The organism is Actinokineospora sp. NBRC 105648 (assembly GCF_030269645.1).
Lineage (GTDB): Bacteria > Actinomycetota > Actinomycetes > Mycobacteriales > Pseudonocardiaceae > Actinokineospora.
This window is the reverse complement of record NZ_BSTR01000035.1, coordinates 26,555-40,512: the sequence shown is the minus strand read 5'-3', so window position 1 is coordinate 40,512 and position 13,958 is coordinate 26,555. Positions and strand designations below refer to the sequence as shown.

At 71.9% G+C, this 13,958-nt stretch carries 13 protein-coding genes and 1 tRNA gene; 8 read left to right on the top strand and 6 right to left on the bottom strand.

The window, feature by feature from the left end; translation table 11 throughout:
• Window positions 1-43: 43 nt before the first annotated feature.
• The 4 genes from QSK30_RS25815 to hrpB all read right to left on the bottom strand — a co-directional run bounded on the left by QSK30_RS25815 (window position 44) and on the right by hrpB (window position 4,254).
• Entirely contained in the window at window positions 44-520 is a 477-nt protein-coding gene (locus QSK30_RS25815; RefSeq protein ID WP_285506570.1) for a SixA phosphatase family protein, read from the bottom strand.
• 130 nt (window positions 521-650) lie between these two features.
• The gene (locus QSK30_RS25810) at window positions 651-1,274 is read right to left on the bottom strand and encodes a DedA family protein (protein WP_285506568.1); all 624 of its coding nucleotides are present in this window, start codon (window positions 1,272-1,274) and stop codon (window positions 651-653) included.
• A gap of 23 nt (window positions 1,275-1,297) precedes the next feature.
• Window positions 1,298-1,789: a DUF2127 domain-containing protein gene (locus tag QSK30_RS25805; RefSeq protein ID WP_285506566.1), complete on the bottom strand. Its 492-nt coding sequence runs from the start codon at window positions 1,787-1,789 to the stop codon at window positions 1,298-1,300.
• A 50-nt stretch (window positions 1,790-1,839) separates the two neighbouring features.
• The gene (hrpB, locus tag QSK30_RS25800; RefSeq protein ID WP_285506564.1) at window positions 1,840-4,254 is read right to left on the bottom strand and encodes an ATP-dependent helicase HrpB; all 2,415 of its coding nucleotides are present in this window, start codon (window positions 4,252-4,254) and stop codon (window positions 1,840-1,842) included.
• A 51-nt stretch (window positions 4,255-4,305) separates the two neighbouring features.
• Here hrpB and QSK30_RS25795 point away from each other — a divergent pair, with 51 nt between their 5' ends.
• Window positions 4,306-4,797: a MauE/DoxX family redox-associated membrane protein gene (locus tag QSK30_RS25795; RefSeq protein WP_285506562.1), complete on the top strand. Its 492-nt coding sequence runs from the start codon at window positions 4,306-4,308 to the stop codon at window positions 4,795-4,797.
• Between the two features lie 15 nt (window positions 4,798-4,812).
• Window positions 4,813-5,634 carry a DsbA family protein gene (locus QSK30_RS25790; RefSeq protein ID WP_285506561.1) on the top strand — a complete coding sequence of 274 codons (822 nt, stop codon included), beginning with the start codon at window positions 4,813-4,815 and terminating at the stop codon, window positions 5,632-5,634.
• 294 nt (window positions 5,635-5,928) lie between these two features.
• Here the strand turns inward: QSK30_RS25790 and QSK30_RS25785 are convergent, their stop codons facing one another.
• Entirely contained in the window at window positions 5,929-7,230 is a 1,302-nt protein-coding gene (locus QSK30_RS25785; protein WP_285506560.1) for a phenylacetate--CoA ligase family protein, read from the bottom strand.
• A 155-nt stretch (window positions 7,231-7,385) separates the two neighbouring features.
• On the opposite strand from QSK30_RS25785, the gene QSK30_RS25780 reads away from it, so the two are divergent.
• The 4 genes from QSK30_RS25780 to QSK30_RS25765 all read left to right on the top strand — a co-directional run bounded on the left by QSK30_RS25780 (window position 7,386) and on the right by QSK30_RS25765 (window position 11,308).
• A tRNA-Ala gene (locus QSK30_RS25780) sits at window positions 7,386-7,458 on the top strand.
• Window positions 7,459-8,199: 741 nt separating this feature from the next.
• A complete protein-coding gene (locus tag QSK30_RS25775) occupies window positions 8,200-9,288 on the top strand; it encodes a hypothetical protein (RefSeq protein WP_285506558.1) in 1,089 nt (362 codons plus the stop codon).
• Window positions 9,285-10,484, top strand: coding sequence for an ABC transporter ATP-binding protein (locus QSK30_RS25770; protein ID WP_285506557.1), 1,200 nt, complete (start codon window positions 9,285-9,287; stop codon window positions 10,482-10,484). The genes QSK30_RS25775 and QSK30_RS25770 overlap by 4 nt, the downstream gene beginning before the upstream one ends.
• On the top strand, window positions 10,481-11,308 hold the full coding sequence (locus tag QSK30_RS25765) for an ABC transporter permease (protein ID WP_285506555.1): 828 nt from the start codon (window positions 10,481-10,483) through the stop codon (window positions 11,306-11,308). Before QSK30_RS25770 ends, QSK30_RS25765 begins: the two co-directional genes overlap by 4 nt.
• Here QSK30_RS25765 and QSK30_RS25760 read toward each other — a convergent pair.
• Window positions 11,305-12,045 carry an esterase/lipase family protein gene (locus QSK30_RS25760; RefSeq protein ID WP_285506554.1) on the bottom strand — a complete coding sequence of 247 codons (741 nt, stop codon included), beginning with the start codon at window positions 12,043-12,045 and terminating at the stop codon, window positions 11,305-11,307. The genes QSK30_RS25765 and QSK30_RS25760 overlap by 4 nt on opposite strands.
• 194 nt (window positions 12,046-12,239) lie before the next feature.
• Here QSK30_RS25760 and QSK30_RS25755 point away from each other — a divergent pair, with 194 nt between their 5' ends.
• Together QSK30_RS25755 and QSK30_RS25750 are read left to right on the top strand one after the other, a co-directional pair.
• Window positions 12,240-12,893, top strand: coding sequence for a hypothetical protein (locus QSK30_RS25755; RefSeq protein ID WP_285506552.1), 654 nt, complete (start codon window positions 12,240-12,242; stop codon window positions 12,891-12,893).
• 12 nt (window positions 12,894-12,905) lie between these two features.
• The gene (locus tag QSK30_RS25750; protein ID WP_285506550.1) at window positions 12,906-13,859 is read left to right on the top strand and encodes an OmpA family protein; all 954 of its coding nucleotides are present in this window, start codon (window positions 12,906-12,908) and stop codon (window positions 13,857-13,859) included.
• The last annotated feature ends 99 nt before the right edge of the window (window positions 13,860-13,958 follow it).

The window sequence follows — 13,958 nt, the reverse complement described above, 5'->3', positions numbered from 1 at the left end:
AAAGGATTAAATCATCCCTGAAAGGGATTAAAGCATCCCTTGATTAGGCGCGGATGGTTTCGGTGTGGGTGAGGATGGCGGAGTGGGGGGTGGTGGTGAGGTGTTTGCCGTGCCAGGTCAGCAGGGCGAGGCTGCTCGTCTTGAAGATCGGGCGGGTGCCGGTGAGGGTCTCCACGACGTCTTCCAGGTCGGGGTTGTGGCCGATCAGCAGGACCGTCTTGGGGGAGTCGGCGAGGGTGGTCAGCACGGCCAGGATGGAGTCGGCGCCCTCGCCATAGAGCTGTTCGTCGAAAGTGGTCGGTGGGACCGCCGGTAACTCCGCCGAGGCCAGTTCCCAGGTCTGCCGGGTCCGGGTCGCGGGGGACACCAGGGCCAGGTCGATACCGTCGAGGTGCTCGGCCAACCAGCTGCCGACCGCCGGGGCGTCGCGCCTGCCGCGGTCGTTGAGGGGACGCCGGTAGTCGGGCACGCCCTCCGGCCAGGCCGACTTCGCGTGCCGCAGGACCACCAACCGCCGCATGGGCTCCTCCTCCGCAGTGAGTCCCCATCGAACCAGTCCCGGCCGGGTCCGGCGCGTGCTCTGGCCCGCCGCGGTGAGGTGGTTCACAGCGGTGGGCCTGGGCGGCCCGCCCGAACAGCGGCCCGGTTGGTCATCGCCGTCGCGCGCGCAGCCGTTTCGCCACGAACCAGCCGATGGCCAGGACGGCGGTACCGGCCACCGCGTACTCGAACACCGAGGCGTAGCCCTCGACGAGGTGCCAGTTCTGGCCCAAGAGGAACCCGGCGAGCACGAACGCCGAGTTCCACACGAGGCTTCCCCCGGCGGTCAGCAGCGCGAACCGCCACAGTGGCATCCGCTCGACCCCGGCGGGGATCGAGATCAGGCTGCGGAACACCGGCACCATCCGGCCGAAGAACACCGCCTTGCCGCCGTGCTCGGCGAACCAGCGCTCCGACCGGTCCACATCGGACACGTCGAGCAGCGGCACCCTGGCGACCAGCGCGCGCAGCCGGTCCCGGCCGAGCCGGGCGCCGAGCCAGTACAGCGCCAGCGCGCCGACCAGGGAGCCGAGCGTGGTGAAGAAGATCGCGCTGAACAGGCTGATGCCGCCCCGGCTGGCGGCGAAGCCCGCGAGCGGGAGGAACACCTCGCTGGGCAGCGGCGGGAACAGGTTCTCGGCGGCCACCAGCAGTCCGGCGCCGGGCCCGCCCAGGGTGTCCATCACGTCCAACGCCCAGCCCGTCAGGCCGCCCTCGGGTCCACTCTGCCGCATACCCCGTCACGTACCCGCGCGACTCAGCCGGACAAACCGCCCACTGGCAGCCGCCGGTACTCGCGGACGATCATCACGATGATCACCACATCGATCGCGGCGAAGACCGGCAGCCCGATCGAGCCGGTGCGGATCGCGCGGTAGACCTCGTAGCCGACGAACAGGCCGAGCACGACCGCGGCGACCGGGTACATCGGCCTGATCCGCTTGAGCAGGGCGGTGACCAGCCCGATCTTCACCAGGCCGTGCAGCAGTAGGAAGACGATGGCGAACGTGCGGGTGCCACCGCCGTCGGCGAAGTCCTGCGCGGCGCGGGAGAGGTGGTGGGCCAGGGTGCCGTCGTGGTCGCCCACCAGGTCGCGGGTGATCACCGCGTTGGCCACCCCGGTGATCACCGACGGCGGCACCACCAGCAGGAGGAACGCGGTGAGCACCTGCAGTACCCCGTCGGCGCCCTTGAGCAGGACGGCCAGCCGGAACCACACCCCGGTGCCCGCGTGTGTCTGCGTGCTCACCCCGACAGCATGCTCCAGGGCACCGGGGCTTGTCTCGGTACTCGCCGAGGTCAGGACCTGCGCTGGATGCTGTGCCGGGTGGGCGGCGCGGCCATCGGGTCTTCCGGCCAGCGGTGCTTGGGGTAGCGGCCGCGCAGCTCCGAGCGCACTTGCCGGTAGCCCGAGGCCCAGAACGACGCGAGGTCGCCGGTAACCGCGACAGGTCTACCGGCGGGCGACAGCAGGTGGAGGACTACGGGCACTCGTCCGTCTATTACCGTCGGGCTGGACGTCCAGCCGAAGACCTCTTGCACCTTTACCGGTAGCGCGGGGGAGTCTCCGGAGTAGTCCAAGCGCACCTTGGACCCGGAAGGAACCTCTACCCGTTCTGGCACCAACTCTTCCAACCGGGTAGCCGCAGGCCACGGTAGGAGAACCCGCAGCGCGTTAGTCATGTCCAGTCTGCTTAGGCTCGCGCGGTCGCGGGCGTTGCCGATCCAGCTCTCGGCGTTAGCGAGCAGAGCGTTGTCGTCGACGGCGGGCCACGGGTCGCCCAGGGTGCGGTGCAGCAGGTCGAGGCGTTCGCGCAGGGATTGGGCGGCGGCGGAAAAGCGCACCAGCTCCAAGCCGGACTTGCGCAGCCCATCCAGTACCGCGGCGCGGACGGCGTCGCCGGGCGGATTGGGCAGCGCGCGCTCGTGCAGCACGATGGCGCCCAGCCTGCGGACCCGGCGCGCCACCACGTCACCGTCGACCCAAGCGACCTGCTCCTCGGTGACCAGTAGCGCGGGTGCGGCGGCGATGGCTAGTTGCTCGTCCGCGCGCGCGGCCAACCGGACTCGACCGTGCGCGGCACCCGGTGGTCGGTCCGCGACCGCGACCGCCAACCACTCGGGGTCCCCTAGACCGCTGCCGGGTGGGAGCTCGACGGCAGTGCCACCCGCCATCAGGTAGACCGGTGTGCTCGCGGAACGTCTTCGCGCTAGGCGTTCTGGGTGCGCAAGAGCGGTTACCAGCGCAGGGTCGTTTGTCTTGCCGCGCGGACCTTCGACCAACGCGGCTAGGCGACGAGTCTCGCGTCGCCACCGGGTGGTTGACGGTGAGCCGTTGCGGAGCGCGCGCAGGCTCGAGTCGAGGTCGGTGCTTCCGGCAAGACCGTCGTCGTCGAGGATCGCGACTACCTCGGCGGCGTTGTCCGCGCCCAGTTTCGCCGCTCCGTCCAAGAGCGCGCGGGCGAGCCGAGGGTGCAGGCCGAGGCGGGCCATGGCGGTGCCGCGCGCGGTGACCTTGCCGTCGGCCAAGGCGCCGAGCGCGGTCAAGGTCTCCCGCCCGACTGCCAGCGGTCCGGCGGGCGGTGGGTCCCACCAGCGCAAACCGGTGCCGTCCGGGGTGCCCCAGCAAGCCAGCTCCAAGGCGAGCCGGGTGAGGTCGGCGGTGCGGATCTCCGGTTCGGGGTAGCGGGGGAGTGTCGCGTGCTCGTGCTCTGGCCAGCACCGGTAGACCCAACCGGGCGCTTCCCGACCCGCGCGGCCCGCCCGCTGGTCGGCTACCGCCGCGGACACTCTTACTGTCGCGAGACCGGATAGACCGCGCCGGTGATCCACCCGCGCTACGCGCGACTGGCCAGCATCTATCACGATTCGCACGCCGGGCACCGTCAAACTGGATTCCGCCACCGCCGTCGATAGCACTACCCGTCTGCGCGGACCGGGTGTTAGCGCGGCGTCTTGGTCCGCCGTGGATAGCCTGCCGTGCAACGGGAGGACGTCTGCGTCGATACTGCGCAACGCCTCAGTCACACGGCGGATCTCTGCCGCACCGGGCAAGAAGACCAGGACGTCACCGTCTAGTTCGGACACTGCTGCCCGTACTGCTCTTGCGGCGCACTGCTCGATCCGTTCGCCCCTAAGGGGCGCCAGGTAGCGCATTTCCACCGGAAACGTCCGCGCCGCAACGCGAATTACCGGTGCCCCGCCGAGCAGCTCGGCAAGTCTGCCTTCGGCGACGGTGGCGCTAGTGGCGAGCAGGCGCAGGTCCGGGCGGAGGCCATCGCGGGCGTCCAAGAGGAGGGCGAGCAGCAGGTCGGCGTCGAGGTGGCGCTCGTGGCACTCGTCGAGCAGCACAGTGTCCACACCGGATAGTTCTGGGTCGTTCTGCAGTCGTCGGACGAGCAACCCGGACGTCACTACCTCGATGCGGGTGTCCTTGGACGTCTTGCGGTCGCCGCGCACCGCGTAGCCGACCGTGCGACCGACCGGTTCGCCCAAGAGGGCCGCCATGCGCGCGGCCGCCGCGCGTGCGGCGAGCCTGCGCGGCTCGGCCACCACGACCTTGCCCGCGTCGGCCAACGCCAACGGCACGAGCGTCGTCTTGCCGGTGCCGGGCGGCGCGACCAGCACCGCGACGCCCGCGGCGTCCACCGTCCGGGTGATCTCGCCCAGGGCAGCGCGGACCGGCAGGTCCGGGAGCTGGGCGAGGGCGATCACGGGTCCAGCTTCTCAGGTTGCGCTCAGTGTGCGCGGGTAGCCTCCTGGAGCGTGACGAAAGGGACGGTGCTCGACGTCGTCGGCACGCTGTCCCGCCTCGGACTGGCCGCGGTCTGGCTGGTCTCCGGCGGGCTCAAGGTGGCCGACCCGAACCAGACCTTCATCGCCGTGCAGGCCTACGACGTGCTGCCCGGCGGTGTGGTCAGCGTGGTCGCGGCCGCCATGCCGTTCCTCGAGCTCGCGCTGGGCCTGCTGCTGCTCGTGGGGCTGGGCACCCGGCTCACGGCCGTGCTGTCCGGGCTGGTGCTGCTGGCGTTCATCGCCGCGGTGGCCCAGTCCTGGGCGCGCGGGCTCAGCATCGACTGCGGCTGCTTCGGCGGCGGCGGTCCGGTCGCCCAGGGCGACACGCGGTACCCGGAGGAAATCGCCAGGGACATCGGGTTCCTGGCGCTGGCGGTGTGGCTGATGGTCAGGCCGCGCACCCGGTTCTCGCTCGACGGCAGGCTCGCGGGCCGCGTCGAGGAGCCGGTGCGGACGAGCTAGGGAGGATCGGGTCAGGTGGGCGGAGCGGAGCGCAACGCGCGCAAGCGTCGGCAGAACCAGGGAGCGGGCACGAGGCCCGCGGCGAAGAACCCGGTGGTGGCCGCGCGCAAGGCGGGCGGCGACCGCAACAAGGTCATCATCGGCGTGCTGGTCGTCCTGGTCATCGCCGCCGCGGTGATCGGCGGGGTGATCTACACCAACAGCAAGAAGGACGCCACGGCGGGCAGCGCCATCAAGGTCGCCACCGTGGGCTTCGACGTCCCGGTCAAGCGCGACGGCGCGACGGTGCTGGTCGGCAAGGACAGCGCGAAGGTCACCGTCGACGTCTACGAGGACTTCCTGTGCCCGGTGTGCGGGGACTTCGAGAAGACCTACGGGCAGGAGATCGAGGATAAGCTGACAGCGGGCACGGTCAAGGTCCGCTACCACATCGTCAACCTGCTCAACACCCGCTCGGACCCGGCGGGCTACTCCACCGACTCGGCCAACGCGGCGCTGCTCGCCGCCGACGAGGGCAAGTTCCTCCCGTTCCACAAGAGCCTCTTCGGCGACCAGCCGGAAGAGGGCGCCCGCGGGTGGACCAAGGACCAGTTGATCGACCTGGGCAAGGCCGTCGGCCTGAGCTCGCAAACGTTTGCCGACGGGGTGCGCGCGGGCAAGTACGACGCCGAGGTGAGCGCCGCCTACCAGCAGATCAAGTCGACGGACTACCTGCAGCAGGACTTCGGCAACGGCCAGAAGGGCTTCGGCACGCCGACGGTGGCGGTGGACAACAAGGTCGTCGACACCTCCAACAAGGGGTGGCTGGCGAACCTGGTCGGCAACAGCCAGGGCTGAGCCCGCCCGAGACGTCGCGATGTGGGGGCCTTCGGACTGGGTGTGAACACCAGCCCCCGCTGTCGTGCGGCAGCGACGCGGACAGCCCGGAGTCGACGAACCGGCTGATGCCGATCACGACCAGCGCCATGGTGAACAGCGTCGTTCGTGCACCGGTGACCGCCCGCCGCGCCTCGGCGAGGTCAGCCACCAGCACCCGGAGAACAGGTGGTGCACCAGCAGCGCGGTGTGCTGTGCGTGCTTACGGGAATGGCCACGCAGGTACTCCGTCCGCCAGCCGCCTAGGCGGTAGCGCTAAGCGAGGCCGGGCAGTGGCGCGGGGCCCTCGGTCCACCGGACCAGGCGCCGCGCCTTGCCCACCTCGGTCCGCGGCACGCTGCCCGGTTCGAGCACCCGTACGTCGCACCCGATTCCGAGCCGTTCCCTTAGAGCCGCGTCAAGCGCCGCCCGCAGCTCGATGGGGTCGGCCCCGGCCACCGGCTCGACAGCCACCCGCAGCTCGGCGCGCGCGGCCACCCGCCGGTCCTCGACGACGAGGTAGTGCGGGAGCACGCGGCCGTCAGAGAGCAGGACGGCCTCCACCTCGGTGGGAAACACGTTCACGCCGCGGATCACCAACATGTCGTCGTTGCGGCCCAGCAGTTTCGACATCCGCCGCAACGTCCGCTGCGATCCCTCGACCGGCGGCGCGAGCGTGGCGACGTCCCCGGTGCGGTAGCGCAAGAGGGGCATACCGGTCTTGGTGAGCGTGGTGAAGACGAGCTCACCGGGGGTGCCGTCGGGCACCGGTAGCCCGTCCGAGTCGACGCACTCGGGGTAGAAGTGGTCCTCGGCGATGTTGAGCATGCCCTCGGAGTCGAGCGACTCGCAGGCCACCCCCGGGCCGATGATCTCCGACAGCCCGTAGATGTCCAGCGCGCGGATCCCCAGCAACCGCTCGATCTGCAACCGCATCTCGTGCGTCCACGGCTCGGCGCCGTGCACCCCGACCTTGAGACTGGTCGGCACCACTCCCGCCGCGGCCATCGCCTCACCGAGGTGGATCGCGTACGAGGGCGTGCAGGTCAGGACGTCGGGGCGCAGGTCTTGGACAAGGCGCACCTGCCGTTCGGTCATCCCGCCGGACATCGGCACGACGGTCGCACCCAGCCGAATAGCGCCGTGGTGGATCCCCACCCCACCCGTGAACAACCCATACCCGTACGCGTTGTGCACAACGCTGCGGTTGGTGGCCCCGGCGCCCCCGAGCGCCCGCGCCACCACCTCAGCCCAAATCCCCAGGTCGTGCGCGGTGTACGGGATCAGGGTCGGCCTACCGCCGGTCCCGGAGGAGCCGTGCACGCAGACGATCTCGTCAGCCTCCACCGCCCTCAACCCGTGCGGGTAGTGCTCCCACAGGTCGCGCTTGCCAACGGTCGGCAGCTTGTGCAGCTCGTCCAGGGTGACGTCGCCACCGGAGGTCACCCCGCTGTCCCGCAACCGCCCCGCCTGCATACCCCCGGCGTCGAGCAACCGGTCGACCAGCCCGCGCAGCGCACCCTCTTGCACGTCGCGCCGCCGCTGCCGGTCCATGCCCTCGGCCGCGGGGTCCACCATCGCTGGAAAGTCCACTCCGGTCACGCCCACCGGTCTAACACTCCCGGCCCCACCTGGGAAGGGGCCGGGCCACCCACCCCCGATTTTTGTCCCGGCAACCCGGTGTTGTAACGTATGCGCAGCACGCCGGGAGCAGTCGCCGGTGTGACTGACCTGGGGCTGTGGCGCAGCTGGTAGCGCATCACACTGGCAGTGTGAGGGTCAGGGGTTCGAGTCCCCTCAGCTCCACAACTGAATATCTATCATTATCGCCCGCTGACCTGCGTGAATACGGTCGGCGGGCGATCTTGTTTATCTGTGTCATGTGGACGTTTGCGCGATTGGCTGGAGCAAGAGTGGAGCAGTGTCCAGAATGGACGCTGAAAAGGGGGCAGAAGCTGCTCCAGCGGATCCTGGTAATGCGCGCCACAGATGCCGTCGCGCCGGGTCTCAACCCGGTGGTGCTACCTGGCGCATGGACGAGCGCGGCACGTACGACCTCGAATCGCCGGTGGAGCACGGTTGGCACTGGGCGCTAACGGCACGATTGGCCGCCCCCGGTGTCGGGGCGGTCGGCTTGGAGGGTCGGCGGACACGGCGCCAGGAGTAGGCGTGGTGCTGGTCCTGAACGGTGGAGTAGGCGCCTCCGCTGTTCTGCTCGGGGCGGGCTGGGTCGACGTTGGTTCCACGGGCTTTCTCGTCCGGCAGCGCCTCGATGGAGGCCAGGCGGGAGTAACCCGTCGACAGCGGGGTGCAGATAGGTGTAGCTCTTGCGGGCGCCGGTGTTCTTGGCTCATTCGACCTGTTTGGCTGCTCGCCGGCCTCGACCGCCTCGCCGACGCGATCGGTCGCACCGGGGTCCCGCGATAGGTCCCGCCACCCGGGGAGGCACGCGTCCGGCGCGGGTGTCCAGGGCGACGTATCGTCGCTGGTGGTGGATCGGTGGTGGTCGTGGCGGGTATCCGGACTCGTGGTAGCTGGCGGTGGGGTGTGCTCGTCGCGGCCCTGGCCGTCGTGCTGGGGACACCCGCGATCGTGACCGCCGTGACCGCTCCGGCCGGGACGGTCGACGCGAGTGCGTTGCGGGAGCGGGTGGCACGTTCGGATCGCCAGGCCCACCAGGGGGTGGCGGTGATCCGGGGGTCGCTGCCGTTGCCGGTGCTGCCGAAGCTGGAGGACGTGTCCGCGCTGGTGACCGGGGTGACCACGGTGCGGTCCTGGTACGACTCGCCGGAGCGGTGGCGGTTCGACGTGCTCTCCACTGTCGGCGAGCGGGACACCTACCGGACCGCCGACGGCGAGTTCGTCTGGGACTACGGCGCCGACCAGGTGACCCAGCTCGTCGGGACACCGCCGGTCCGGGTGCCGCGCGCCGGTGACCTCCTGCCCCCCGACCTGGCCCGCGGGCTGCTTGCGACCGCCGCGGGCGACGCGGTGTCCGGGTTGGGCGCGCGGGCGGTCGCGGGGCGCCGGGCCGAGGGGTTGCGGCTCGTGCCCGCCGATCCGGACACCACCATCGGGCGGGTCGACGTGTGGGTGGACGCCGCGAGCGGGGTGCCGGTGCTGGTCGAGGTGACGCCGCGGGGTGCGGAACGACCGGTGCTGGTCAGCGCCTTCGAGGAGTTCGCCCCGGACCGGCCGGGGGATGACGTGCTGACCCCGGACGTGGGGCGGGACTCCGGGTTCAGCACCGTCGAGGCACCCGATCTGGCCGGGGCGCTCGGGGCGCTCGGCGATGACGACGTGCCCGCGAGCCTGGCCGGGCGGTCGCTGCGGCAGACCGACGGTGCCGGTGTGCGCGGGGTGGGTGTGTACGGGACGGGGTTGTCCTCGTTCGTGGCGCTGCCGGTGCCGCGCGAGGTGGGGCTGGCCGCGGCGGACGCGGGCGGGAAGGCCGGGGCGCGCGACGAGACGGTGCCGAATGGGCGGGTCGTGTCGTTGGCGGTCGCCCCGCTGTCGGTGGTCGTCGTGCGGGCGCAGCGGGTCCGCCGGTGGTACCTGCTGGTCGGGATGGTCGACACGGTCGTCCTGCGCGCCGCCGCGACCGAGCTGATCGCCCAGTCCGGGCGCGGCCGGTGATCCGGACCCGCGGGCTGACCAAGCGGTTCGGTCGGATCACCGCGGTCGACGGGGTCGACCTGGACGTGCGCGCGGGTGACCGGTTCGGGTTCCTCGGGCCCAACGGCTCGGGCAAGACGACGCTGGTGCGGATGCTGCTGGGGCTGGTGCACGCCACCGCGGGCGAGATCGAGGTGCTGGGCGAGCGGATGCCCGCCGCCGCGGCCCGGGTGTTGCCCCGGGTGGGCGCGATGGTGGAGGGTCCGGCGGCCTACCCGCACCTCTCGGGTAGGCGGAACCTGTCCCTGTTCGACGCGGCCGGTCCCGGTGGCGGGCGGCGGGGCCGGGTCGACCGGGTGGAGGACGCGCTGGCCCGCGTCGGACTGTCCGGTGTGGACAAACGAGCGGTGTCGGCCTACTCGCTGGGCATGCGCCAGCGCCTCGGCCTGGCCGCCGCGCTGCTGCGCGGACCGAGCCTGCTGATCCTCGACGAGCCGACGAACGGGTTGGACCCCAAGGGGATCCGGGAGATTCGCGACCTGCTCATCGCGCTGAACGAGGGCGGGACCACGGTGTTCCTGTCCAGCCACCTGCTCGCCGAGGTGGAGTTGCTGTGCACCCGGGTGGGGATCGTGGACCGCGGCAGGATGGTCCTGCAGGACGACCTGGACAACCTGCGAGCGCCGACGGGGCAGGTACTGGTCCGCAGTCCGGACGTCGCGGCGGTGGCGGCGCTGCTGGCCGGGCGGGTGGTCGCGCGCGACGGCGAGGAGTTGACCGTGCGCCACGCCGACGCGGCGGAGCTGAACGCGGAACTGGTGCGGCGGGGGCTGCGGGTGTCGGGGATCGCGGAGCTGCGGCGGACCCTGGAGCAGGTGGTCCTGGAGTCCACAGGGGACAGCGGCGACCGCGTCGACCGGCCACCGGACCCAGGCGCGGCCCAGCGGCGCACGAGACCCACCCGTGGTGGTGACCGCACCGATCATCCACGCGAACCAGACCCGACGGTCGCCGAGCGACCAACGACCGGGGACCACCTTCCCGGCGAGACGCCGGGCGAACCGGACGCGACCACCACCGGGCGCACCGGCGACAGCGCGACCCACCGGCGCGGACCCGATCCCGAGGCCGAGCCGGACTCGGCGGCGGGGCGGATCTCCGGGGATCTCCACCCCGGTGACCACACCGGTGCCCCGGATGGCGAGGTGCGGCGGTGATCGCCGTCGAGTTGCGCAAGCTGGCCTCGCGGCCCCGCGTGTGGCTGAGCATCGGGCTGCTGTGCGCGTTGCCCGCCTTGGTGGCGGTGCTGCTCTCCGTGTCGAACCTCGCGCCGCCGCCTGGGCAGGGTGGGGCGTTCCTGTCCGCGGTGCTGCGCAATGGTGCGCTGTTCCCCGCGGCGGCGTTGGCGTTGGTGCTGCCCGTGTTCCTGCCGTTGGCGGTCGCGGTGTTCGCTGGGGACGCGGTGGCGGGTGAGGCGGCGACTGGAACCTTGCGCTACCTGCTGGTGCGGCCGGTGTCGCGGTCGCGGGTGTTGGTGGCGAAGATGGTGGCGCTGGCGGTGTTCATCGTGCTCGCGATCACGATGGTGGTGGTGACCTCCCTGGTGGTCGGCTTGGCGCTGTTCGGCACCGGCGCCGAGGCGGTGGGGCAGTCCGGCGCGGCGACGTCGTTGTCCGGGGTGACGTTGGGCCCGGGTGAGTTGGCGCTGCGGTTGCTTGGCGCGATCGGCTACATCGTGGTGTGCATGCTCGGGTTCGGCAGCATCGCGCTGTTCTTCTCCACCCTGTCCGACTCGGCGATCGGCGCCGCGCTGGCCGCGCTGGCCGTGTTGATCGCGAGTTCGGTCCTGCAGACGCTGCAAGCGGCGGACTCGATCAAGCCCTACCTGCCGACGAACTACTGGCTGTCCTGGATCGACTTCTTCCGCGACCCGATCCTGTGGCGCAACATCGACAGCGGCCTGGTGCTGCAAGCCTGTTACATCGCCCTGTTCTTCGGCGCGTCCTGGGCCAACTTCGCCGCCAAGGACATCACCAGCTAGCAGCCCGTCGGCGCGCGGTCCAGCGGCGCCGGTCCGGCGAGGGCCCGCAGGACGAGCCCGGTGACCAGGGGGTCGGTGGGCAACTGCGAGTGCGCGACGACCGCTCCCGGGCAGAGCTGCTGCACGGCGACGTTGACCGCGCCGGTGAGCCGGGCGGAGTCCGGCGGTCGGACGGTCTGGTCGTCGTCGGTCCAGATGGACAGCCACGGCAGCGCCGCCGGGACCGGCCGCCGGTCGACCTGGGTGAGCAGGGTGCTGCCCGGGGTGAGCTGGGCGCAGGCCACCGGGCAGGCACCGGGCACCAGCACGCCCCCCTCCCCGGCCAACCGGGTCCCGTGCAGCGGGGCACCGAGGGTGACCACCCGCCGGGCCGCCCGGGCGGTGTCGTGGCCCGCGAGCCAGAGCCGGACGACGACGCCGCCCGCGGAGTAGCCGATCAGGTCGACCGAGGGGGCACCGTCGTCGATGGCGGCGCGGACGGCGTCCTCGAGCGCGGCGGCCTGGGCGTTGAGGTCGCCGGTGCCGTCGCCGGGCAGGGTCAGCACGGTGGCGGTCCGGCCGGTCGCGCGCAGCCGGTCGGCGAGCGCGGCGAGCGAGTCGCGGTTGCCCCCGTAGCCCGGGACCAGCAGGATCGGCCCGGGCCGGTCCTGCACGGCGGTCGGGACGGCCCGACCACGCGTGGCGAGGATCCCGACCACGACCGCACCGACCAGCACCACCGTGGTCAGGGCGGCCATCAGCCGCCGTCGAGGCACACTGAGTGACGACCACCAGACCCGCATACCCCATCGTGCCTCACCCGCGGCCGGGCACTCCGCCGCCCGCGCGGGCCCAGCCCGTCCGGGGCGGCCCGAAAGTGCGGCTGGACCTGCCCGATCGCGCGCCCCGCCGGACCCGGGCGTGATCATCGGATCTGGCTAGCCTCGATCGCATGGAAGCGGCCTTGAGTTCCGCGATCACGGCGGTGCACCACGATGACGCCGCCGCCGCAGAGCGGTGGTTCGAGTTGGTCCGCGCGACCCACGACCAGCTCGCCGCGGCGGGCAGGCCGGAGTGGTCGGAGTTCTCGACCGCGCTCGCGGAGAACGCGGGGTCGGCCGGGGTCGACGGGCAGACGGTCGAGCAGTTCGTCGAGCACATGGCGGCCAACGACGTGGACCCCGCGGGGACGGTCGAGCAGATGGCCCGACTGGGGACGGACCTGCCCGCCTACCACGCGGAACTCACCGCCGCGGCGGTCGAGCCCGCCGCGGCGGACGACAGTGCGGCCTGGGCGGCGTTCTTGCCCGAGCACGGCCCCCGGTGGGACGGTCAGGACGCGTCGTGGGAGCAGTTCGCGGCGTGGTTCCGCTACGAAGCCGACCAGCACGGCGCCGGGACGTCGGCCGCCGGGTTCATCGCCTACGCGGAGGGGCAGCCGGACAAGGTCGCGGTCTTCGCCCAGTACGGCGTGCCGATCGCCGCGCAGCCCGCCCAGGACGCGGCGGCGGCCGTGGACGTGAGTTCGTTCCCCGAGGTCAGGCCCGGCGATTCCGGGGAGTGGGTCGACTACCTCGACACCCTGCTGACCAGCCACGGATTCTAGGGAGCGCAGGCGATGGGCGAGTTCGACGACCAGTTGCGGCAGCGCTTGGCGGCCTTCCAGCTGCACCACGGCCTCTCCGGGGACGGCGTGGCCGGACTGCTCACCTGGCAACGGCTCGCGGGCGGCCCACTGCCCACCGGCGACACCGGGTCCGGACCGCGGAGCAGCTCGACCGAGGAGTCGCTGACCGGCTTCGAGACCGGCTCGGCCGACCTCACCGCGGAGCACGTCGCCGTGATCGAGGCGATCGCGGCCGACCTGAACGCCCAGCCGCTCACCTTCGGCGGGTTCGTCACGCTCACCGGCGGCTCCGACCGCCGCGGCGACGAGGCCGCGAACCGGGAACTGGGCCAGCGCCGGGCCGAGGCGGTGCGCGACCGGTTGCAGTCCCTGATCACCGACGACGACACCAGGGCGCAGATCCGCGCGTACTCGCTCGGGGAGCCGTCCGAGGGCCCGGAGACCGACGACCCGAGCCTGCGCAAGGTGGACGTGAGCATCACCCGGCGCGAGTACCACATCGACCTGGGCACGAACCACCCCACGCCGTCGCCGGGCGGCACGCCACCGGTGCACCTGCCGGAACTGCCGCGGGTGCCGATCCCCGGCCCGGAGCCGTTCCACCTGCCGGAGTGGTTCTGGCACGAACTGCCACCCCGCCCACCGGACCCGCCGCTGATCACCCAACTCTCCACCTGGCTCAACCGCGCCCTGCGCACCGACGACCTGGCGGGCGTCGCCGCCGACATCGCCGCCGCCTTCGGCATGGACCGCGCCCGTGTCCACGAGATGGTGCACGAGGCCTTCCACAACGGCGGCGAGGCGGCGATCCGCGCACTGATCAACGAGGCGATCCAGCGCACCGCGGGGCCCCGGTCCCACACGCCGTCGAGCCCCACCGGCCCGGACGTCGAGCCCGCGCCGTTCCCGACGCCGCAGCTGCGATCGCCGGAGATCCGGTTCTGAGCGGGGTCCGTCGACGCCGCCGGGGGCCGCGGTGCCGACGGGCCCTCCACCTGAGGGGGAGCATGCGGAGCGGTGGCACCGACGACCGGGCACCACGAC